This is a genomic window from Microcoleus sp. K5-D4 (assembly GCF_036704575.1).
In the GTDB taxonomy this organism is placed as follows: domain Bacteria; phylum Cyanobacteriota; class Cyanobacteriia; order Cyanobacteriales; family Microcoleaceae; genus Microcoleus.
Genome location: NZ_JAUBSD010000042.1, coordinates 1 through 21,407, shown reverse-complemented (window position 1 = coordinate 21,407; position 21,407 = coordinate 1). Strand labels below are relative to the sequence as shown.

Genomic DNA, 21,407 nt, shown 5'->3' with positions numbered 1-21,407 from the left:
AGTATTGAAGGCGCCCTCTGGATCTAATTATATAAAATTAATTTATTTATCTCTGTTTCTCAAATGGAATTCTGACTATAAAGGTAGTGCCTAGCCCTATCTCACTGGAAAATTCGATTTGACCTCCGTGCAAGTCTACACACTGCTTGACTATGGATAAACCCAGTCCTGTACCGGGTATTTTTCCGACATTTTTGGCTCGATAATAAGATTCAAAGAGTTGTTCTTGGTCTTCGAGAGGAATGCCAATACCTGCGTCTTTAATTTTAAATGTAGCTTCTTCATTATTGTGACAATTTAATTCAAAATAAATATGGCTATCGAGGGGCGAATATTTGACAGCATTTGACAGCAAATTTGTCAAGATGTGCCGCAGCAATTTTGGATCTAGTGCGGGCCACTGTTGCGTTTCCTGCGAGTCGGTATCATTTTGTTTCGCGGGCGTAACTAATTCTTGATAAATAAAGTTAATTGTATGATTTTTTCCATAACTAATTTTAATTGATTCTACTAACTCGCTGCAAAATTTTTTTAAGTCAACTGGTGCAGGATAAAATTCGAGTTTTCCTGCTTCGGCGCTGCTTAGCAACCGCACGTCATCTAATAGCTGAGCCATCTGTTGAGATGCTGATTTAACGTGTTGCAGGTATTGTTGTTTTTCCGCGTGGGTGATATCGTCGCCGTAGTCTTGGAGGATTTTAGTAGCAAATAATACTGTACTTAAAGGATTGCCGAATTCGTGAGCAATCATCGAGAAAAAACGAGATTTTACCTGTCTGAGTTCTTGCTCTTTTGCTAAAGAACGACGAATTTCTATTTCTTGTTGTTTGCGTTCTGTGATGTCCCTACCTATATAAATGAAATCGTAAAGTCCCTCTAATTCTGTCTGAATTGCCGAACAGGAAAATTCTACCCAAATTTCTTCTCCTGCTTTTGTAGTGCAGACTATTTCTAGTTCTCTCCGCAGCTCTTTTTGAGACAAAATATAGCGGTGGCGAGCTTGGTAAATTAATGTTTCTTCTACTACTATTAAAGACAGGGGGTTGCCGATCAATTCTGCTTCGCTATACCCAAATAACCATTGTGCAGATTGATTGATTGTTTTGATAGTTCCTAATGTTGTTGTCACCAACAAAGCATCGCCCATCGAACGAATAACTTTATCTATATAATCTTTAGAAGCGGCTAAGGCACTAACCAAAAGATTAGCTTCATTCGCCCTCTGAATCAAGGATTGCTTCATTACCATCTTTTCGGTGGTATCTTCAATCAAAATTAGCAATTTACTTGGCACATCTTCTTGTTGTTCTTCATATTTGATAGCCAACATATCAAAGTATAAAGGGCGATTCGGGTCGGCAAACCGAGCGATACCTTTGACTTCAAAACCCGGCAACCGTCCCATAATGATAGACATGAGGATATTTTCAATGCCAATCAGTTCGGGAAAACTTAGGCGCGCATCTGCACCGGGTATCGCCTCGCCCGGAGTATCGGCATAATGCTGCACTTCGGCGGAGGTTGCCTGAATGATGAAATGGTGATTAACTACAAAATACTGTGTTTGTCGCGGGCCTAACAGTTTTCTTAACAGAGGGTTCATACTTGTTCTACCATTGTGTAAGCTAGTTTGTAGAAAATTTCGTCAACGTCTTTGCCTGTTTTAGCAGATGTCGTGCACACTGCTATTACTTTGTCTTGACTTATCGAATGGGACATTTCCACTAGCAGCGCCAATTTTTCCTCATCAATCAAGTCTACTTTGTTCAAAGCTACGATAATTGATCCTTTAGGATTGACTGAAGAAAAAAGCTGAATGTGTTCGGAGATTCGCTCAACTGTTTCCGAGCGGCTGACATCGGCAACGATCAAAACGCCGCTTGCTCCCTGCAAGTAAGTCGGTGCTATTCCTTTGAATTTTGTATGCCCTTCTAAGTCCCAAATTAGCAACTGTGCAGTCACGTTTTCCCGCTGTTTTACGCCTTCTAATTCTACGTTTTTGCGAGAAATTTTTACTCCCACGGTGGAGAGGTATTGGTCGCTGAATTGCCGATCGACAAAACGGCGGATTAGGCTGGTTTTGCCCACGCCAAAATCGCCGATCATACACATTTTTTTAGCTATAGTAACTGACATAATTATTTAGTGTTTATGGTCTTAGTTATGGGTTCAAATAGCACGCATCTGCTTAAAATTCGCGGTTGATTGGGTTCCACGTCGGCAGGAGGATGGGGGATGCCAACCGTTTGGAGGCGCTTTGGGTCAGCACCTTGCCGCACTAAAGCATCTCGCACTGCTGCGGCACGCCTGAGCGACAACTGTTGATTTGTAGCAAGTTCTCCACTTTGATCGCTGTGCCCAATTATCTTAATCTGTTTTTGAGGATATTGATCCATGAATTTTTTGACACTGGCGATGATTTCTTCATCTGTTGAGTCTAATTTTGTCGTTCCTTGCTCGAAGTAGATGCGGGTTGTAATCTTCAGCGGCTCTAATTTAATCGTACTGATGACCGACTGAACACCGGGAATTTGCTTCAGGGACTGAGCTATTTTCTGTGCGTCTGCACCGTCTCTAACTCGGCCCTCTACTGTAAGTTTGCGATCGCCATACCGCGTAGAAATAGAAACGCCCTCTCTCTGGTTCAAAACGGCGGTAATCCGCTGCACCTCAGCCGCCGTCAAAACTGGATCTGGGGGCACATCTACAGCTATAATTCTATTATCTAATTGCAATTTTGGTGCAGTTGATGCGGCTATTTTTTCGGCTTGTGCCCGCAATTCTTGATTTGGCAACTTACCGGTTAGCTTTAAAGTTTTGCCATCCACTGCAACATCTAAGCGGTAAACTGCTAATTCGGGAGTGGATGCTAAAGCTGCGATGGCATTTGCTTCGAGGCGGCGATCAACACTGCTGCGGTACTGATAAATTCCCCAAGGTACTAAGATTAAGCTCAAGGCGGCTAAACTGATAGCAGCTAGGGCGATCGGGGGTTTTGTTGATTTTTCCGTTTGTAGCGGGTCGAATAAAGTTTTTATACACGGGTGCAGCGAGTCCGGTATAGTACCCGGATCGCCGTTAAACTCGTGAATTACTTGACCATAATTAAGGATGAGATTACTAACGGTTTGTCGTATTTTTTGGATGAACAAGTTTGGCGGTTCTCCTTTAATCACGACGGCTATGTAGCAATATCCCGCTACTTCTAGCAGAATTTTTGAGGCGCCGTATTCAATTTGATTTAGTTCGGAAGATTCTCCCGGCTGCACGATGCACTCGTTGACAAAGCTGCGAATAGCTGTGAGCATTCCTGCTACCATTTCTGATTCTAACTGGTAGCTTTCTGAGTTTTGAACTTCAGAAATTATTAAGCCTGATGCTTTTTGAATTAAGAATGCTGCTTGGACGGTGAAGGGTACTGATTCTTGGAGGATTAATTCAGCTTCGGAAACTCCTTGTACTTTGGAGCGAATTTTTCTTTTGAATCCTTCCACGCTGATGGCCTTTGACACTTTTTCATTGATTGTCTTAATAGCTTCTGCCATGTATCGGGCAATTGTACTGCCAATTACGGGATAGAGCGCATCCACCATAGAGTCGCGTTCGAGTTTTATTTGGGCTGTAATCGCTTTGCCCATTTCGGGGGCGAGGGCTTGGGCGATCGACTCTTGGTCGAGGCGAATTTGCTCTTTAATCGCCAGACCGATTTCTGGGGCGATCGCCTTGGCAATTTCCGCTGGCGAATTCACTATTTGTTGAGCAAGTGCGTCGGGAAGCAGCTCAGCTATTGCCGCACTCATTGCCGACTTGTTTTCGTGAGTTTTTGCCCTAATCACTTCGTCAATAATTGGGACGATCGCCTTGACAACTTCTTCTCTGGAATCGGCAATTTTGCGGCTGAGAATTTCTGCGATCCAAGGCAGCATCAACTCAATCAACTCTTGGGGCTCGTAGATTTGGTGCTCCAATTTTCCTAATTTATCGTCGATTGTTGCCATCAGGTGGCGCACCCCCGGCAAATCGTTTTCTGCCAGCAGACTTTTTACTTGCTCGATATCCGAGATTTGCGATCCGAACATCAGATTTTGCAGCCTTTCCATGGCGCTGTCGGCTTCATTTAAATCCTGTTTAATTTGGCCTAATATTTCTCCTGGCTGCGATATCGGTGTCGGCTGTTCTACCAAGTTTGGCATCGATTGAAGCGAAGCAACCACCGGATCTAAATCTGCAGTTTCTGGTGAGTCTGAGACTGTGGAAATTATGGGATTATCGGGAATTTCCGAGGATTTTGACTCGGTTTCGGGAGGGGAAATATCTTGTTGCCGATCGAACCCGTGGGATTCTTGAGCCTGTACTTCCTGTAGAGAATCTTTCATTGTCAAGTTAGACAATTCTTGGACAGGCTGTGATGCCTCCTCCAAATCCGGCTGGGCGATCGCGGAAACATCTATAGTTTTAGCTGAGGAATAGTCTTTTTCCAGTTCTGAAGTGTTGAGTTTGTGAGTAGCGAATAGCAAACTTTTGAACTCGTCTGCAACAGGCGGGGAATCGCCAGACTCAGGTTGGCGATCGTTAGTTTCGGTTACACTCGCTGCAACTTCCTCTGGCGCTTGTTCAGAAATACCTAACAAATCCATCAACCCGCCGAGGGCCCCAGCTTGATTATTTTCGCCACTGCTGTCATCTTCGGGCTCTGCATTTTGCTGGTTGGAACCTGCAAAAATTTTGAGATCGACTAACAGATTAAGCAAGGGTTCTAGCTGGGTTGCTGTATCGGCAGCAGACTCGTCAGGTTGAGAAACAAAACCCTCTAACTCATTTTCGTCAGCCGGATTTTCTTTCGGTAAAGCCATGCGTTATTATCCGTTATGGTGGCGCTCCGGCAACAGAAATTCGGTATTTAACTTATTATCCGCAACGCCTTTAAGTTCGGGTACAAATTCTGTTCCTTTGAGCCTCATACCGAGTTCAAAGAGAATTTCTGCCATGTCGTCTCTAGAAACTTTAACATCTCTGAGCATAGAAAATCGACGATCTAGTTCTTCAAAAACCTGTGTTTTCAAAGTGCGGGTTTCTTCAGATAGTCGCTCTCTGGTTTGGGAGAGTTCGTCGCGAAGCGAACGGGTTTGATTGTCAATAGCCTCGTCAAGGGCTTCAATGCTGCTGGAGAATTTTCGGTTAACGCGATCGACTTGCTGACGGATATCTGCGCTTTCTTCTTGGGTGTTTGAGCTGAGCGATTTAACTTTCTTTTCTAACGAATCAACGGCAGCCCTCATTTCTCCCGACAGAACTGTCTTCACTTGTTCGATGCGAGCTTGCATATCTTGCTGCATCATGGACAAGTCGGAATCTATTTTATCGAAGCGATTGTCGTATTCTCTAAGCTGCGCTCCAAAAATTATATCGCGAATTTGGTCGATATTTCCCAGCCGTTCGCGCATTTCTTCTTTACTTATTTCGGCCATGCTTGTACCTAGAATCTCCGGAGATTGTGAGTTTAAGAACTGTGCTAGTGATTTACTACCGTTGTTGGTGGCACTAGCTTTTTTGAGTGGGCGGGCTTTTATTTTTTGAACTCTCACCCCTGCCTCGGAGATGGGATTTTTTAGAGTCTTGACTCTAAATATCCTGAGATTCAAATTTTTGAGCCTGGTCTTGTCACCAAAAATGGCGGTTGGCGATCCTTTGCTTGCAGCAAGCTCAGAGAAGCGTAGATTTGCTGCTATACAGGACAGCGGGGTAGATTTTAATGTCTTGTACTGACATCTTCAATGATATCGCATCTTGACAGTGCCTCATACCACAGCGCTTGATCCCCGGCAAAAAGCGGGCGGGGGCGGGCGCCCACGTCCTATTATATATAATATATAACTCAAAAACTGCACAGATCGCTCGCCGATCGGCTCCCAGGGATGTAGCCTTTGAGCAGAAAGCACTTATACAGCCCAACTCGGCCCCTCTGTGCCCCTCGAAGCCTCTTCTCCTGCGATCGCCCTATAAAAATTCATAGGGCCCGATCGACAGCGACCAGACCCAATAATATGAGAGCTTTGTTTTTTCTAACAAACGAGATGTGTTTCCGATTGAGAACTGTTACTTACTAGGGTTTACAACTTGTGCAGCTTTACTTTTAATTAGCAACGACAACTAAGTCTTACTTGACTGCGGTTTGGCTTGACTGCTCGATCGGCAGTTCGCCACTATTCCAAGTTGTGTTCGGTTAATTTCTGCTGCGCCTGGGAATCTAGACCGGAGACACCATGCCTATATCCTTGAACTTTCTTTCTAAATATAGTGACCTCCTTTCTCTTTCTGTCCCGGTGTCTATTATTAAGTTAGCATGGCCTTTCGGAGGAGTAAAGCACTATTTGCAAAACTTGATAGGTCTTTACATTACTAAGTATAATGATATGAATCTCCAAATAGATGTAAGTTAGCACTCACGCACTCGTAACCAAGAAACCGGGTTTTTTTACCCAGATTGAGGATTTTAAGCAAGTATTTTGGTTTAAAAACCGGGTTTCTGGACACCCGTGCGTAAGTCCTATAAATTCTATTGTTGCTACATCTTTACATACTTAAGTGTTTTTGTCATGTCTATTTCTCCTAAGTTTCTCAGTGGCAGCCAAATCCGCCAAACCTTCCTCGACTTTTATGCTCAGCGGGGACATAAGATATTGCCGAGTGCTTCTTTGGTGCCCGAAGATCCGACTGTGTTGCTGACGATCGCCGGAATGCTACAATTCAAGCCGATATTTCTCGGACAGCGCGCCGCTGAATCACCGCGCGCCACGACTTCTCAAAAGTGCATCCGCACCAACGACATCGAAAACGTCGGCCGCACCGCCCGCCACCACACGTTTTTTGAAATGTTGGGTAATTTCAGTTTCGGGGATTATTTCAAGAAACAGGCGATCGCCTGGGCGTGGGAACTTTCTACGGAAGTTTTCGGTTTACCAGCGTCGAATTTGGTTGTTAGCGTTTTCCGAGAAGATGACGAAGCTTTTGCGATTTGGCGCGATGAAATTGGCATTCCGGGCGATCGCATTCAGCGCATGGGAGAAGATGACAATTTCTGGCAATCCGGCCCGACTGGCCCCTGCGGCCCGTGTTCGGAGATTTACTATGATTTCCACCCAGAGAGAGGCGACAATATTGACCTCGAAGATGATACCAGGTTTATTGAATTCTACAACCTGGTTTTCATGCAGTACAATAAAGATGCAGAGGGCAATTTAACACCGCTGCAAAATCAAAATATTGATACGGGCATGGGACTGGAACGGATGGCGCAAATCCTCCAGAAAGTCCCCAATAATTACGAAACAGATTTGATTTTTCCGATCATTCAATCGGCAGCAGAAATTGCCGGGATTGATTACCACAATAGCGATGAAAAAGTCAAGGTTTCGCTGAAAGTAATTGGCGATCACATTCGGGCTGTGGTGCACATGATTGCGGACGAAATTCGCGCGTCGAATGTTGGTCGGGGTTACATTTTGCGCCGGTTGATTCGCCGCGTAGTGCGCCACGGGCGGCTGATTGGAATTCAGGGCGAATTTACGGTGCGGGTGGCCGAAAGCGCGATCGCCCTTTCGGAAGCTGCTTATCCGAACGTGCGGCTGCGGGAAGCTCAAATTAAGGCGGAATTGGCAAGGGAAGAGGCGCAGTTTCTCAAGACTTTGGAACGCGGAGAGAAGCTGCTGGAGGAAATTGTCGATCGCACAAAACAGCAAGCAAACCAACAAATCAGCGGTCAAGATGCTTTCACTCTTTACGATACCTACGGTTTCCCCTTAGAACTGACTCAAGAAATTGCTGAGGAACAGGGAATAACTGTAGATTTGGACGGCTTTGAAGCGGCGATGAAGGAACAGCAAACTCGCGCTAAAGATGCTCGCCAAACAATCGATTTAACCGTGCAGGGTTCTTTGGATAAGTTGGCTGAAACAATCCAGGGAACTGAGTTTGTCGGTTATGCTGAATTGTCGAGTTTAGCTGAGGTGGAAGTTATCTTGGTTGACGGCAAATCTGTGGAGGAAGCAGCCGCCGGTACTGAGGTACAAGTTGTGTTGAACCAAACGCCGTTTTATGCAGAATCCGGCGGACAAATTGGGGATAAAGGTTATTTGAAAAGCGGAGATAATGGTGATGGTTTGTTAGTAAGAGTTGATGATGTGAAGAAGGAATCGGATTTCTTCGTGCATTTCGGCTTGGTGGAACGGGGAACCCTGAGAGTGGGCGATAGTATTACTGCGAAAATTGACAATAGCGGTCGCCGCCGAATTCAGGCAAACCACACAGCAACTCACTTATTACAATCAGCTTTGCGGAAAATTGTGGACGATTCGATTTCGCAAGCGGGTTCGCTGGTATCGTCTGAGAGATTGCGGTTTGATTTCAATTCTCCGCGCGCTGTCACAGCAGAAGAGTTGCAGAAAATTGAGGATTTAGTTAATAGTTGGATTGCTGAGGCCCACGCTGCGGTCGTTGCAGAAATGCCGATCGCCCTTGCGAGGGAAAAAGGCGCGACTGCGATGTTTGGCGAGAAGTACGGCGATGTGGTGCGGGTGATCGATTTTCCCGGCGTTTCGATGGAATTGTGCGGCGGAACTCACGTCAGCAATACCGCAGAAATCGGGCTGTTTAAGATTGTTTCCGAAGCGGGGGTAGCGGCGGGAACTCGCAGGATTGAAGCGGTTTCCGGCCAAGCTGTTTTGGACTATTTGAACGTGCGGGATAAGGTGGTGCGCGATTTGGGCGATCGATTTAAGGCGAAGCCTGAAGAATTGCCCAACCGGATTACTAATTTGCAGAATGAGTTGAAGGATACTCAGAAACATTTGGCTGCTGTGAAGTCGGAATTGGCGATCGCGAAATCCGACCAGTTGCTGAGTGCGGCGGAGGTCATCGGCGAATTCAAAATCATTGTAGCTCAATTGGGAGATGTGGATACAGAAGCGCTGAAAACTGCGGCGGAAAGGTTGCAGCAAAAGTTAGGAAATGCTGCGGTTGTTTTGGCATCAATTCCTGAACCGGACAAGGTAAGTTTGGTGGCTGCTTTTAGTCCAGAAGTCAATAAGAAAGGATTGCAAGCTGGCAAGTTTATCGGGGGAATTGCTCAAATTTGCGGCGGAAAAGGCGGCGGGCGGCCGAATTTGGCGCAGGCTGGGGGACGCGATGCAAGTAAGTTGCAGGAAGCGTTAGAAAGTGCTCGCAATCTGTTAGTGGAAGGGTTGGGTTAATCTGCGTTTTTTGTAGGGACACGGCATTGCCGTGTCCTGCTTCACTACTAAAGGTCAAATTCCCCTTAAAAAAGGGGAATTTAGAGGGTTCTAGACTCGGCTGTGAACGAAAGATACAAAGGTTTTTCAGCGTAAGTTGACACTAATGACCAGAGTCTACTCGCTTGTATCTCGTGATATTAGCTAAACCCACCCCAGAAAAAGATTGAACTTAATATTGAGGTACAGACGGGTCTACTTCTTCACTCCAAGCAGTAATCCCGCCCTTAACATTAATCCCCTCAATTCCCGCTTCCTTCAAAATCCCCAAAGCCTTCGCAGAACGCCCGCCCATTTTGCAGTGTGCAATCAAGCGGTGGCCGTTCAACAATTCCTTGACCTTGGCCACACCTGCGCCGTGTTCGATATCCGGCAAAGGAACCAAAACCGACCCAGGAATTTGACAAATTTGATACTCGTTGGGATTGCGAACATCCAACAATACAAAATCCTTCGCACCGCTATCGATTAACTCTTTAAGTTCCGTGACAGTCATCTCAGGAATTTGCGTTTGCTGACTTGCTTCCTGCGCTTTAGCTTGAGGAATGCCGCAGAATTGTTCGTAATCGATTAACTTTTCAATTACCGGACGCACTGGATTCGGCCGCAGTTTCAATTGCCGGAACGTCATATCTAAGGCATTGTAAAGCAACAGTCTGCCGCTCAAAGTAGTGCCTTGACCCAAGATAATCTTGATAGCTTCCGTTGCTTGGATAGAACCGACAACTCCGCACAAAACGCCTAAAACACCGCCTTCTGCACAAGAAGGAACCATCCCAGGAGGCGGGGGTTCTGGGTACAAATCGCGGTAATTCGGGCCGCCTTCGTAGTTGAAAACTGTTGCTTGTCCTTCAAATCGGAAGATAGAACCGTAGACGTTCGGCTTGTTTAAAAGCACGCAAACGTCGTTCATCAAATAGCGAGTCGGGAAGTTGTCCGTGCCGTCGATAATGATATCGTAAGGAGTGGCAATGTCGATCGCATTTTCCGAACTAACGCGAGTTTCGTACAAATCAACTTGACAAAAAGGATTAATTTCTAAAATCCGATTTTTAGCCGACTCAATCTTCGGTTTCCCAACCCAAGAAGTGCCGTGAATTACTTGCCGCTGCAAATTGGAATGGTCTACAACATCAAAGTCTACAATCCCAATGCGGCCAACACCGGCGGCGGCTAAATACAGCAGCAGCGGCGAACCGAGACCTCCCGTACCGATGCAGAGCACGCTGGCAGCTTTGAGACGCTTCTGCCCTTCCAATCCAACTTCTGGCAGGATGAGGTGGCGAGAGTAGCGTTCGTATTCTTGCTTGTTGAGCTGGATCTCGTCCAGATTAGGATTTAGCATGATATTGTGTGTAGCGCAGATTTTGAATTATATCCTATCTGAATCTTTCGCATTTTTACGTGTTTGTTATTTTTACTAATTATTTCTTAATCTCAGTCGGTTCGAGTGCGAGAATTTCCTCTGCTTGAAAGTTCCCCTCTCCGTCAAGACTCCAACTGCGGAGGTCTTCTGAACAGCCTTGTCGGACGGACACAATGATGTAAGAGTATTGGGCCCAGGCCAATGTCCGATCGCACTCTGAGGGCACTGCCGGACAATCCGTGTGAGAATGATATATACCGATAATATCCAGATTGCGATCGCGCCCATGTTTCATCGCCCGCAACATATCTTCGGGTCTGATAGCATATCTGCGTCTTTCTGTCAATCCTTTTTGTTCAGGCCAATTCTCCTCAGCTTCCGCACTCCAAGCATTGTCAGTTGGCCAAACTTCTACCACAGTTTTAACATCGCTAGTAACTCGACCGAGCAACAAACCGCAGCATTCTTCAGGATAAGCGCTTTCGGCGTGGGTACGCATGGATAAAATGTGAGAGTCGGAAAGTGCGATCGATGGCATAGGATTTTATTGTAGATTTTATTGTAAAGTGCGATCGGGCTTTTTCTTTAACGAACCGCGAAGACGCGAAGGACACGAAGGAAGAGAAGGGAAGAGAAAGAACTCACAAAAGTAACCTCATTAATTACCTGCACTTAGATATCTAAACGTTAGATTTTTCCACTATTTCTCACTTCTATTCTCTGTGTCCTCTGCGCCCTCTGCGGTTCATAAAAAAATTACTGTAGGGTGCGCCTGGTCGCGCACCTTACCCCTTAGTTAATGTAGCTATCTAGCCCTCAATTGCAATCAAGTTGCAATTAAGAGGGAGTTTGCTGCAACTCAGGTCGCTCATCTGGAACGATCGCACCTTCGACAGGACACACCTGCAAACAAATGCCACAGTCAATGCAGGTATCAAAATCAATCCAAAACCAATCAGTACCCTTGACATTTTTGCCGGGGCCGGGGTGAATGCAAGCCACCGGACAAGCGCCAACGCAATCAGCAATTCCCTCGCAAATATTCGTAACAATAGTGTGTGCCATAGTGTTCTCTCAAAAGATTTTAGGTAGATAGGGAATTAGCAATTAGTAATTGGCAAAACCTTCTATCAATCAGCAGGATACATAATATCATATCAGGTGATTTCTAACCAATTACCAACTACTAATTACCAATTACCAATTAGCCTAATTTACCGTTTCAATTGTTGGCAATCCTTCGGCATTTACCCAAGCAATTTGAGCAATTCGTCGATCGCGCGCGTATTCCCGCGCCGACTCTGCTGTCTCCCGACTCTCCAAATCTATTTCTACCCGAACTAGGTGAGTAGAGTCTCGGAGTTTGCGAGCGTAAGCAAACGCGGCGGCACTAGCTTCAGGAGTTTGAGCCACAACCAACCAGTCGCTAGCTGGCGTCTCCGTGGGCAATTGCCCCTCTGTCAGCAAAACTTGGTGCAAATCTTCAATATTCAGACAAAACCCGATGCCAGGGGAATTTTGCCCTTGGGGATCGAACAGTCCCAACAGTTGGTCGTAGCGTCCCCCTTGTCCTAAAACTCGCTGTCCTGTCTTGCTGCTGCTGACAACTTCAAACACAATTCCAGTGTAGTAGTCAAATGTTTGAATTAAACTCAAATCGAGGTGAATGTGGGATTTTAGATTGGGAATTTTTGACTGGCATTGGTGCAGCAATTCGATCGCCGATTTGAGATTATTTAACGCGGATTGCTGCGGCAAATCTAAATCCAGTTTGGCAACAATTGGCAACACCTCTTCTGGGCGGCCGCGCAAGTCAAATAATAGCAGAGCTCTTTCTCGCAATTCGGTTGACAGCGGCAAAGTTTCCAAGGCAATTCGATCGAGATTGGCGATCGCCCCCCGAACTTTCTGGCGCACATTTGGCGGAAACGGTTCTAGCAATCTTGCAGTCAAGCCCGCTTCTCCCAAAACCAAATGCCAGTCATCAATTCCCAAGCTCTGCAAGCACTCAGACAGCAGCAGCAGCACTTCCGCATCCGCAACCGTCCCCCCCGCGCCTAGGAGCTCTACCCCAGCTTGATAGAACTCTTGTTGCCCGCCTGAGCCAGTATCGGGGCCTTTGCGGAAGACGTTAGCGTTGTAGTAGAGGCGCTGAGGCTGCCAACGAGTCCCGGCCATCCGCATCGCAGCCGCGCGGGCGATGGATGCTGTCAATTCCGGCCGCAAACCAAGTTCTCCATCCTCGGCGTCTTGCAATTGAATCAGAGTCGATCGGTTGATCGCGCCCCCAGCCATCAATGTCTCCAGCCTTTCTAGAGTAGAGGTAATAATCCGGTGGTAGCCCCAGCGGTGAAAAACTTGCTGTAAGCGCCGTTCGATCGAAATTTTTTGAGCAACGTCAAGGGGCAATAAATCTCTTGCGCCGGATGGGGGTTGGTGAACCATATCAATTTTAGATTTTAGACTTTAGAAGATTTTAGATTGGGCTTAGAAGCTTAGCTTTATGGACGGTGTTAAAGTCTAACGAGGCAAGCTTAACATTTGACTTTAACAAATTAAGGTGTCATATCAATTTTAGATTTTAGATTTTAGATTTTAGATTGGGCTTAGAAGCTTAGCTTTAGGGACGGTGTTAAAGTCGAAGCAGGCAAGCTTAATCTTCGACTTTAACAAATGAAGGCGTGATAGCGTTTTGGTTTGCATGGGAATAATCATTTTCCCGGTCAGTGCGATCGTCCCGCTCTTTCTGGATCACCCGATCTCGCGGGACGATCGCACTGACGGTATAATTCCGATGTCACCGGATTTGATCTCACCAAGTCTTGATTGTTTTGATCTATCTCACTCCACTGCTGTGCAGTTCACCATTTTCTCAAAATTCAAGACTCACAAATCACAACTTCTCACTTCTTCTTCCCGCCAAACAAACTTGCAAAAAATCCTGGTTTCTCGTCACCTTTTTTTGCCTTTGCGGAAGCTTGTTCCAGCTTTTTCTTAACCTCCAAAGCCGTCGGTTCTTCAGGATTTGATGCCAAAGCTTTGTTCATCTCAAGTTTTGCCATTGTGGCTTGATTTTGTTCAACGTAACACATTGCTAACAAAGCGTGGGTCTTGCTGTGTTTCGGATCGCGTTTCACGCCTTCTTTCAACTCTATAATTGCTTTGGCGTAACTTTTGCTGTCCATAAATCCTTGAGCTCGGCGGCAATAGGCTTCGGCCGGCGAGCCTGTTGCCGGAGTTGGGGTTGGGGTTGGGGTTGGGGTTGGGGTTGGAGTTGGGGTTGGAGTTGGGGGGTCTGTTTTTTTTAGGTCGGTTGGGGCTTGGCGCTCTTTTCGCAGCAGGTAAACCATGTTCAGTTCGCTAATTTGATTAATCGCCTCTTGCGTTTCCTTAACTGATTCGTACTGCTTGAGAGCGAGTTTGCTAACTGCTGTTTTGTAAGCTTCTTCCCAATCTTTAGCGGTAGCTAACTGTTTGGCTGCTTCGCTTTCAATTTGCATTTTCGCCTGTTCTTTAACAACGCGCTTGCCGATGGCTGCTAATAGCAGGCTGTATTCTTTGCGATCGCTTTCCTTGGAGAATTTGTTGTAAGCCGGATTGACTACTTTTGACAAAAATTGGTTAGCCCAATCTTTATCGGCTTGGCTTTCAAAAGAGCAAGTATCCGAATGCAACCGGCGGGCGATTTTCATGTAGCGCTTGCGGATGTCGTTAAACTCGGCGTCTAAGGGAATTCCCAAAATTGCGTGCTGATCTGTAAAGTCATACTTGAACAGCCCTTTTGTCATTTCAAAAGACATAACTTTTACTCTTCCTTTCCTGGCTTTTCACTATTCTTTAATGTAGCTTGAGTCAAGGGGTTGTGACCCCCGTACTACCCCCGATCTATTGCTGGGAGGCGCTACTTCCAAGAAGATAAGGGAGGAACTGCTAGCAGTGCGCTGCTGAGTTCGGCGTGTATTTTGCCGTTTGTGGCCAAAATCCGACCCGAGTTCATCTCAAAGGCACTGCCGTCATAAGCTGTAATTTGACCTCCGGCTTCGGAGACGATGACTACACCTGCTGCTACGTCCCAAGGGGCGAGTCCCCGTTCCCAGTATCCGTCCGATCGCCCCATCGCCAGGTGTGCGAGGTCTAGGGATGCGGAACCGCTGCGGCGCACGCCTTGGGTGAGGTGGGTAAGGTGACAGAATTCGGCATAGTTATTGTCTGCTGTTTCGCGCCGATCGTATGCAAAGCCAGTGACTAGCAAGCTGGTTCTCAATTCTGAGATTTGGGAAACTTCGATCTGCGAACGGTTGCAGGTTGCTCCCAATCCTTTGCCTGCCCGAAATAATTCATTATGAAAAGGGTCGTAAATTACTCCAATTTGTGGTATACCGTCGATTAAAAGTCCGATCGACACGGCCCAAAAAGGATATTGGTGAGCATAATTTGTTGTGCCGTCCAAAGGGTCGATCGCCCACAGGTATTTGCTGCTGGCATCCCCTAATTTGCCGGATTCTTCGGCGAGGATGGCGTGGTCGGGTACGTGGCGGCCGAGAATTTCTAAGATAACCGCTTCTGAGGCTTTGTCGGCTTCTGTGACTAAATCGCCCGATCGCCCTTTTTCTTGAATTTTTTCTAATTTTCCGCAGAAAGATTTCAGGACGGAACCGGCGGCTAGGGCTGCTTCGGTGGCTATTTCTAAGAAGTTTTGCAGTTGATTGTCTGTCATTAGGAATTGTTGGGAATTGGGAATTGGGAATTGGGAATTGGGAATTGGGAATTGCTTCCAATGACAACTGTCAACTGCCAACTGTCAACTGTCAACTGTCAACTGTCAACTGACTATTTCCGATTTTGCTGGCGAAATTCTGCGGGAGTTTGGCGCAAAGCTCGTTCTGGATTCCACAGGCCTTTACCCATGAGTCTCGCCCATTCTTGAGCGTTGATGAGTCGCTGCTGATATTTGGTGTTGGGCGATCGCACTGAGGCCAGGGCATAACCTTCTTTGACTAGCTGTTCGTTGAGCAAAATTTTATCTTGCCACAAGTAGGCTAGTTTGCGATCGAACTGGTCTTTCTCTTCGATGTCGGATTCTAACAATACCTGTTTTCCCCCAATTAGCTGTTCTAGTCTTTGTTTGGCTGCTTCTCCCCAAGGCTGCTGTTTTAAATCCGGCGCATCAATACCAATCAGCCTGATTTGTTCTAATAAGGCTATTTTGTCGGCTGTACTGATAACTTCGATTGTTTGGCCGCTGATGGCCCTTTCTACTTTGGCGATCGTACCTTGGGGCATTTCTGGTTTTTGGCAGCTAGCTAGCAACAGACACAGGGCGATCGCACATAACCGATAAAGCATGGATAATTGGTAGTTGATTATTTATCAAATTGCCTTATTCTTCATCCAACGGCAAACCGGCTTTAACTTTACCTTTGCCGAAGTAGCGGCCGAATTGCAGTTCGTACACTTCGTCTTCGTCTTGCGTCTCTACCTCGATGTTGGAACGGGGATAGCTGACGCACAGCAGGGCATAACCCTCTTTTTGCAGTTCCACAGAAAGCCCCATTGCTTCTGGCTGGTGCAGTTCCCCCGAATTGACGCGCACCGCACAGGCGGTACAAGCGCCGTTGCGGCAGGAAAAGGGCAATTCTACTCCTTGGTTTTCGGCGCTTTGGAGGATGTAGCGGTCTTCGGGTACTCGCACGGTATGGCGATCGCCTGTCTGTCTGTTATGAATTTTAATTGTGTAAGAGTTAGTCATGGAATTTTAGATTTTAGATTTTAGATTTTAGATTGGGGTTGGCGGGGCAAGATCCTTGAAATGAATGGGTTTGCGACCCAGGGAGGAGAACCCAAGCCTGCCCGTTTCACACCCTACCCATATTAAACAGCAAATTTATGCCGTTACCCCTTCCCAAATCAGATTTGTTCTGCTAAGATAGTTTAGCTGTGGCTAAATGAATGAATTTAGCCCTGGAGAGGTGGCCGAGCGGTTGAAGGCGCACGCCTGGAAAGTGTGTTTAGGGCAACTTAACGAGGGTTCGAATCCCTCCCTCTCCGTTAAACAAGCTGTTTAGGCAAAAAAAACCAGCTTGCAACAAAAATCTCTGATATGAGATAAATACTTTGATGAGAGCGAGAGTCCTTGAATTCTTTTAGAAAAATCAAGGGCTCTAGCTTTTATATTTTTGAGTGTAAATTACGGGCGATCGAACCGAGAATAAACGCCCCGATATAATGCCAATAGTAGAACACCATAGTGACCTACACCAATCGCCAGCGATATGGTGTATCGGCTAAACTCAGCCTCACCATTCCCTGCGAATCTCCCATACATTCGACCATCTTTTTGAGCAGTTCGCTGTCGCTGGGATTCAAATTTTCGACGGCCATTTGCTCCCTCACCGTTTGCAGCAAAGCGTCGCTTTCTGCTGGATCAATTGCTGTTTGAATGTCAGTCAGGAAATTTGAGATTTTAAGTTTTAGATTTTAGATTGAGGTAATTTATATCGAACTTAGCATCAGCGAGATTTGCCCCTCTGAAGGAAGTACCCTCAGCATTTCCAATCTCTCGAACAATAGCCGAGAAAGACACAAACGCAAACCAAATATACAGCAGCGACAGCAAACCGAAACACATACCCCAAAACAGTTTGTGAGTGCTCAGAAAAGCGCTCGCCGTTGCACTAAACAAAAAAGCCGCTGCGTAAGTCGCCACACTTCCAGCCGATGCGATCGCCACCTGTGCAAATTGGCTACGAATCCGGGAACTCACAAAAAACATTAACACCCCGCCGATCGCCATTCCAGCAAGAGCAGCCTGGGAATTATTATTAGTTGCAGTGCCAGCATAGAAAAATCCCAACAAAGCTCCTGATAGAATAGCAGAAATTGTTTGTGCCAATCTACCCGCTTTTGAGGTTTTTGGCTGTTTGCTGGCGATCGCCGAAGCGAAACCCGCAGCGCTCAAAACCCCGTACAGCAACAGAACAAAAGGCCAACTGCGAGAGCCCGGTACTTGTCCTTGAGCTCCCAAAATCAGTCGAGTCAGAACATCGCCCACAACCAAACAAATCGCGATCGCCCCAGCACTCAAAACAACGATCTGTCGCCTAGAAAGCCCGATTTTCGCACCGATAAAATTCGCACCCGCTAACTGAGCATTTCTAAAATTGCAGCCTCGAACATCCGCACCGCTGAAATCAGCACCGTTAAGAACTTGTCCTTGGAACGATCGATTTCGTAAAATTTGATTGCTAAAATTATTGGAACCTGAATACTTCACATTAGTACAGGATGCTTGAAAATATATAAATCTGTCAGTGTTTCCGTCCCCCATCTCAAATCTAAAATGGTATGACTTATCGACCCACGATCAAACAAATTTGGCATATTCTCGGTCTCGGAATATTGATCGCACCAATACTACTGTACAACATTCCCTACTTTTTGCGTCCCCAACAAACAAACGAAGATCGATCGCTCTTTCAAGGAATAGCCTACCGCAGGGAATTTCGGACTAATCCGCGTCCCACCCTAATTCACATTGTTAGCATCGACCTAAAAGCGCCGGGAATAGGAATTTTTGTTACTCCCGGAAACCCAACAGCCGATTTAACAGAAACCAATGCCCGCACCGCTACTGAATTCCTGAAAGAATTTAAATTGCAATTAGCAGTCAACGGCAATTTTTTTTATCCCTGCATCGAGCAAGCACCTTGGAATTACTATCCTCGCAGTGGCGATCGAGTAAATAATGTCGGACACGCCATTGCCAAAAGCCAAGCTTATTCTCAACCAGACCTAGCCTTTCCAGCCCTTTGTTTTGATGCCAAAAACCGCGCTCAAATAATCGAAAACGGCACTTGTCCTGCAGGAACAGCCTATGCAGTTGCCGGAGATACTTTGCTGGTTAAAAATGGCAAAACTGTAGCACAAAGTCAGGAAGAACGCAAACAGGATAAACCCTATCCCCGTGCAGTCGCGGCGATCGATAAAACAGGCGACAAGTTGTGGTTAATTCTGGTAGACGGCAAGCAGAGGCTTTACAGTGAAGGGCTGAAATTGAGCGACTTAACTGATATTTCGATGCAGTTGGGAGCCGAGACAGTGCTAAATTTAGATGGTGGCGGTTCGGTAACTTTTGCAGTAGCATCGCCGTCAGGGCCGAAACTGTTGAATGCTCCGATTCAGAATAAAATCCCCATGCAGGAACGTCCACTTGCCAATCATTTGGGATTTTATGCGCGGGATAATAATGATGCCTCCGCATACTCAAATAAATAGGGTATTGATTGCCTTCATTACTAATACAAAAGTTCGCTTAAATACCCACAAAATTTCTTATTCAGCAGTGAGTTTTTTTTGAATCTGCCCAAAATCCGGGAATAATTGCTAAAATTGTAAATAAAAGTAACAAAAGTAAATTTTAATTGGCTTATGGAAATTAGCGAAATCCAAGCAGCGCTGCAAAGTTCGGATTCTCAAGAGAGGCTGCGGGGGGTAACGGCTCTGAGAAAGTGCGATTCTGCGGTGGCGCTACCGATGTTGCTGAGCAAAGTGGAGGATCAGGAGTTTATCGTGCGATCGTGTGTGGCGATGGGATTGCGGCAGATTCAAACTGCGGAAGCTTTTGCGGCGCTGTTAAAAATGATGCAGTTCGATCGCGATCCGAACGTGCGAGCAGAAGCCGCTAACTCTTTGTCAAGGTTTGGAACCGAGGCAATTTCTCATTTAGTGGAAGCTTTTCGCCGCGATGACAATTGGCTCGTCCGCCGCAGCATTATGGCTCCTCTGTATGAAATGCAGTGTCCTGATGCAGTATTTGAAATTTGTGCGATCGGTCTTGGCGACGAAGATTTACCTGTTCAGGAAGCAGCAATTGACGGATTTGGTGTGCTGGCAAATACCCAGAAGCAAGAAGAGGCATTGCAGCAATTATTACCTCTAGTAAGTTCGGATTACTGGGGAATTCGGCTGCGAGTTGCTCGCGCCCTGAGCAAATTTGACAATCCTCAAGCTCGCGCTGCTGTGAGCTATTTGGCAAAAGATCGAGATCATCGGGTTGCAGGTGGGACTTTGGAAGCTTCGCTGTAAAACAAGGGCTTACAACCTCAAGCAGACCTTAAACTCTTAAACCCCCCCTAGATTAGCCCGATCGCCCTCCCCATATTACGGATTGTTACTTTGTTTATAATAAACGAGACAGGGGCGATCGGTATGCTTGACGCTCGCTCTTAGTTTTGCCATCAGAGTTAATTCGCCATGTACCAGCCTTTTTGGGAATACCTAGAGCAATAGCTGTTTCAAAGGTTTGATTTGCAAAGTCGGCCTATTCCTTCGGCGTTGGAAGTTAATGTCAGCCGTGGCAAAACCCCCGCTACTATCGGCAGTTGGTGTTACGACTGTCGGCAATTACGGAAAATCCGCTACACTTACATCGATGCGGGTGAATCTGCTCAACTTTTTAATGGCGTGATTTATCCGACTCACAATTACGATTTGCCGCTGTTGGGAATTCACCTCTTGTCTTTGGGCAAGAAGAAAATTTTGGTGCTTCTCGACTTTCAGCCGCTATTTAGAGATGAGGCTTATATAGCAAAATACTTTCTGGCGGCTTATTTGGATTTGGTCGATCGCGCCGAACCGGTGAAATCGGGCGCAAAGTTAGATAGTATCTAACAAGCTCAACTGTTATATCTGCGGTATCGTGCCGAAAAAAAAACCGTGCCAGGGAATCTTCACGGGGTTCTACGGCGAGGAATCGACCGAATGGTATATTCACGAATTTTTGTTCAATTGGGAACAGAAGCTGGCACAATTGGTAAGTAACAAGAATTAATTTTAATAGAAACTTCAGCCACTACACTTATTAGTGTAGGTTGGCATGAGGAAAATGCCAATGGTCAAAAAAAATCGCAATGTAGTTAGTTCCAATTCAGAAAGTAAAGTCAAAGTCGGACTTTCGCTGACTTCTTCTAGTGCCGATCGATTAAACGTGATCGCTCGCAAGCTCGGAATATCAAGGTCAGAACTCCTAGAACGCTTGGCACAAGGCGCTCTGGATATTTCTAAGGACAAGACGGAAGTTACTGTCACTTGGAAAAAAGGTGAAGAAACGGAGGTAGATGCCCCCGACTTGCAAGGGGAAACACCCGAAGAAAGCGAAATTAATGAGGCTGTAACGGCAGAAACTCTATCGGACTCGGTGAGTGTAAAGCCAAATCCGCTGCAAGAAAGTTACGAAACTTTACAGCAGCAGTTGACTGAACGCGAAAGTTTGATCGCTTCTTTGCAGCAGCAATTAGCTACCGAAAAGCAAAATCTCGAAAGCCAATTGCAAGAAACAGTAGCCAAGTCAAGTTACGAAAGTTTACAGCAGCAGTTGAGTGAACGTGAAAGTTCGCTCACTTCTTTGCAGCAGCAATTAGCTACCGAAAAGCAAAATCTCGAAAGCCAATTGCAAGAAACAGTAGCCAAGTCGAGTTACGAAAGTTTACAGCAGCAGTTGAGTGAACGCGAAAGTTCGCTCGCTTCTTTGCAGCAGCAATTCGCTACTGAAAAGCAAAATCTCGAAAGCCAGTTGCAGGAAACAGTAGCCAAGTCAAGTTACGAAAGTTTACAGCAGCAGTTGAGTGAGCGCGAAAGTTTGCTCGCTTCTTTGCAGCAGCAATTGACCGAAAGAGAACACCGGGAACACGAGTTTCAGCAACAGCTAGGCGAAAAATCCAGTGTTCTGGAATCTCTGCAGCAACAGCTAGGCGAAA

Annotated in this window: 19 protein-coding genes and 1 tRNA gene; 6 read left to right on the top strand and 14 right to left on the bottom strand. The window is 46.1% G+C overall.

Going from position 1 to position 21,407, the window contains the following annotated elements; all coding sequences use genetic code 11:
• Window positions 1-46: 46 nt before the first annotated feature.
• From QUA77_RS15015 to QUA77_RS15000, 4 genes are read right to left on the bottom strand one after another with little or no spacing between them, the layout of a single operon-like run.
• Window positions 47-1,603, bottom strand: a complete 1,557-nt coding sequence (locus QUA77_RS15015) for a PAS domain-containing sensor histidine kinase (RefSeq protein ID WP_333040845.1) — start codon at window positions 1,601-1,603, stop codon at window positions 47-49.
• A complete protein-coding gene (locus tag QUA77_RS15010) occupies window positions 1,600-2,136 on the bottom strand; it encodes a Rab family GTPase (protein ID WP_333040844.1) in 537 nt (178 codons plus the stop codon). The genes QUA77_RS15015 and QUA77_RS15010 overlap by 4 nt, the downstream gene beginning before the upstream one ends.
• A gap of 2 nt (window positions 2,137-2,138) precedes the next feature.
• The gene (locus tag QUA77_RS15005; protein ID WP_333450898.1) at window positions 2,139-4,853 is read right to left on the bottom strand and encodes an OmpA family protein; all 2,715 of its coding nucleotides are present in this window, start codon (window positions 4,851-4,853) and stop codon (window positions 2,139-2,141) included.
• A gap of 6 nt (window positions 4,854-4,859) precedes the next feature.
• Window positions 4,860-5,468, bottom strand: a complete 609-nt coding sequence (locus tag QUA77_RS15000) for a hypothetical protein (RefSeq protein WP_333040842.1) — start codon at window positions 5,466-5,468, stop codon at window positions 4,860-4,862.
• A gap of 1,128 nt (window positions 5,469-6,596) precedes the next feature.
• On the opposite strand from QUA77_RS15000, the gene alaS reads away from it, so the two are divergent.
• Window positions 6,597-9,248 carry an alanine--tRNA ligase gene (gene alaS / locus QUA77_RS14995; protein ID WP_333450896.1) on the top strand — a complete coding sequence of 884 codons (2,652 nt, stop codon included), beginning with the start codon at window positions 6,597-6,599 and terminating at the stop codon, window positions 9,246-9,248.
• 211 nt (window positions 9,249-9,459) lie between these two features.
• Here the strand turns inward: alaS and moeB are convergent, their stop codons facing one another.
• The 8 genes from moeB to QUA77_RS14955 all read right to left on the bottom strand — a co-directional run bounded on the left by moeB (window position 9,460) and on the right by QUA77_RS14955 (window position 16,402).
• On the bottom strand, window positions 9,460-10,632 hold the full coding sequence (moeB, locus tag QUA77_RS14990) for a molybdopterin-synthase adenylyltransferase MoeB (RefSeq protein ID WP_190743852.1): 1,173 nt from the start codon (window positions 10,630-10,632) through the stop codon (window positions 9,460-9,462).
• 79 nt (window positions 10,633-10,711) lie between these two features.
• Complete coding sequence (locus QUA77_RS14985; protein ID WP_333040837.1) at window positions 10,712-11,191, bottom strand: M67 family metallopeptidase; 480 nt, start codon at window positions 11,189-11,191, stop codon at window positions 10,712-10,714.
• A 299-nt stretch (window positions 11,192-11,490) separates the two neighbouring features.
• The gene (locus tag QUA77_RS14980) at window positions 11,491-11,718 is read right to left on the bottom strand and encodes an indolepyruvate ferredoxin oxidoreductase subunit alpha (protein ID WP_006635695.1); all 228 of its coding nucleotides are present in this window, start codon (window positions 11,716-11,718) and stop codon (window positions 11,491-11,493) included.
• A 144-nt stretch (window positions 11,719-11,862) separates the two neighbouring features.
• Window positions 11,863-13,098: an ATP phosphoribosyltransferase regulatory subunit gene (locus tag QUA77_RS14975; protein WP_333450894.1), complete on the bottom strand. Its 1,236-nt coding sequence runs from the start codon at window positions 13,096-13,098 to the stop codon at window positions 11,863-11,865.
• Between the two features lie 458 nt (window positions 13,099-13,556).
• Window positions 13,557-14,453, bottom strand: coding sequence for a DnaJ domain-containing protein (locus QUA77_RS14970; RefSeq protein ID WP_333450892.1), 897 nt, complete (start codon window positions 14,451-14,453; stop codon window positions 13,557-13,559).
• A gap of 101 nt (window positions 14,454-14,554) precedes the next feature.
• Entirely contained in the window at window positions 14,555-15,370 is an 816-nt protein-coding gene (locus tag QUA77_RS14965) for an inositol monophosphatase family protein (RefSeq protein ID WP_333040831.1), read from the bottom strand.
• A 113-nt stretch (window positions 15,371-15,483) separates the two neighbouring features.
• Window positions 15,484-15,999, bottom strand: a complete 516-nt coding sequence (locus QUA77_RS14960) for a thermonuclease family protein (protein ID WP_333040829.1) — start codon at window positions 15,997-15,999, stop codon at window positions 15,484-15,486.
• 34 nt (window positions 16,000-16,033) lie between these two features.
• Window positions 16,034-16,402, bottom strand: coding sequence for a 2Fe-2S iron-sulfur cluster-binding protein (locus QUA77_RS14955; RefSeq protein ID WP_333040827.1), 369 nt, complete (start codon window positions 16,400-16,402; stop codon window positions 16,034-16,036).
• Between the two features lie 214 nt (window positions 16,403-16,616).
• Between QUA77_RS14955 and QUA77_RS14950 the strand changes: the two genes are divergently transcribed.
• Window positions 16,617-16,701, top strand: a tRNA-Ser gene (locus QUA77_RS14950).
• Between the two features lie 204 nt (window positions 16,702-16,905).
• On the opposite strand, the gene QUA77_RS14945 is transcribed toward QUA77_RS14950, so the two are convergent.
• Together QUA77_RS14945 and QUA77_RS14940 are read right to left on the bottom strand one after the other, a co-directional pair.
• Complete coding sequence (locus QUA77_RS14945; protein ID WP_333040825.1) at window positions 16,906-17,034, bottom strand: hypothetical protein; 129 nt, start codon at window positions 17,032-17,034, stop codon at window positions 16,906-16,908.
• An 82-nt stretch (window positions 17,035-17,116) separates the two neighbouring features.
• On the bottom strand, window positions 17,117-17,980 hold the full coding sequence (locus QUA77_RS14940; RefSeq protein WP_333450889.1) for a pentapeptide repeat-containing protein: 864 nt from the start codon (window positions 17,978-17,980) through the stop codon (window positions 17,117-17,119).
• 17 nt (window positions 17,981-17,997) lie between these two features.
• On the opposite strand from QUA77_RS14940, the gene QUA77_RS14935 reads away from it, so the two are divergent.
• The 4 genes from QUA77_RS14935 to QUA77_RS14920 form a co-directional block, all read left to right on the top strand.
• Complete coding sequence (locus QUA77_RS14935) at window positions 17,998-18,927, top strand: phosphodiester glycosidase family protein (protein WP_333450887.1); 930 nt, start codon at window positions 17,998-18,000, stop codon at window positions 18,925-18,927.
• 153 nt (window positions 18,928-19,080) lie between these two features.
• Window positions 19,081-19,737, top strand: coding sequence for a HEAT repeat domain-containing protein (locus QUA77_RS14930; RefSeq protein ID WP_333450885.1), 657 nt, complete (start codon window positions 19,081-19,083; stop codon window positions 19,735-19,737).
• A 222-nt stretch (window positions 19,738-19,959) separates the two neighbouring features.
• Entirely contained in the window at window positions 19,960-20,322 is a 363-nt protein-coding gene (locus QUA77_RS14925) for a hypothetical protein (protein ID WP_333181439.1), read from the top strand.
• 220 nt (window positions 20,323-20,542) lie between these two features.
• Window positions 20,543-21,407 (top strand): ribbon-helix-helix protein, CopG family (locus QUA77_RS14920; protein ID WP_333450883.1); only part of this gene is annotated, 865 nt, incomplete at its 3' end.

Excerpts from the sequence above, each read along its gene's own strand:
- QUA77_RS14960 (WP_333040829.1), bottom strand. The coding sequence starts at position 15,999 with ATGCTTTATCGGTTATGTGCGATCGCCCTGTGTCTGTTGCTAGCTAGC.
- QUA77_RS15010 (WP_333040844.1), bottom strand. The coding sequence starts at position 2,136 with ATGTCAGTTACTATAGCTAAAAAAATGTGTATGATCGGCGATTTTGGC.
- QUA77_RS14975 (WP_333450894.1), bottom strand. The coding sequence starts at position 13,098 with ATGGTTCACCAACCCCCATCCGGCGCAAGAGATTTATTGCCCCTTGAC.
- QUA77_RS14980 (WP_006635695.1), bottom strand. The coding sequence starts at position 11,718 with ATGGCACACACTATTGTTACGAATATTTGCGAGGGAATTGCTGATTGC.
- QUA77_RS14985 (WP_333040837.1), bottom strand. The coding sequence starts at position 11,191 with ATGCCATCGATCGCACTTTCCGACTCTCACATTTTATCCATGCGTACC.
- alaS (WP_333450896.1), top strand. The coding sequence starts at position 6,597 with ATGTCTATTTCTCCTAAGTTTCTCAGTGGCAGCCAAATCCGCCAAACC.
- moeB (WP_190743852.1), bottom strand. The coding sequence starts at position 10,632 with ATGCTAAATCCTAATCTGGACGAGATCCAGCTCAACAAGCAAGAATAC.
- QUA77_RS14940 (WP_333450889.1), bottom strand. The coding sequence starts at position 17,980 with ATGGGGGACGGAAACACTGACAGATTTATATATTTTCAAGCATCCTGT.
- QUA77_RS15015 (WP_333040845.1), bottom strand. The coding sequence starts at position 1,603 with ATGAACCCTCTGTTAAGAAAACTGTTAGGCCCGCGACAAACACAGTAT.
- QUA77_RS14935 (WP_333450887.1), top strand. The coding sequence starts at position 17,998 with ATGACTTATCGACCCACGATCAAACAAATTTGGCATATTCTCGGTCTC.
- QUA77_RS15005 (WP_333450898.1), bottom strand. The coding sequence starts at position 4,853 with ATGGCTTTACCGAAAGAAAATCCGGCTGACGAAAATGAGTTAGAGGGT.
- QUA77_RS14970 (WP_333450892.1), bottom strand. The coding sequence starts at position 14,453 with ATGTCTTTTGAAATGACAAAAGGGCTGTTCAAGTATGACTTTACAGAT.
- QUA77_RS14945 (WP_333040825.1), bottom strand. The coding sequence starts at position 17,034 with ATGGCCGTCGAAAATTTGAATCCCAGCGACAGCGAACTGCTCAAAAAG.
- QUA77_RS14955 (WP_333040827.1), bottom strand. The coding sequence starts at position 16,402 with ATGACTAACTCTTACACAATTAAAATTCATAACAGACAGACAGGCGAT.
- QUA77_RS14965 (WP_333040831.1), bottom strand. The coding sequence starts at position 15,370 with ATGACAGACAATCAACTGCAAAACTTCTTAGAAATAGCCACCGAAGCA.
- QUA77_RS14930 (WP_333450885.1), top strand. The coding sequence starts at position 19,081 with ATGGAAATTAGCGAAATCCAAGCAGCGCTGCAAAGTTCGGATTCTCAA.
- QUA77_RS15000 (WP_333040842.1), bottom strand. The coding sequence starts at position 5,468 with ATGGCCGAAATAAGTAAAGAAGAAATGCGCGAACGGCTGGGAAATATC.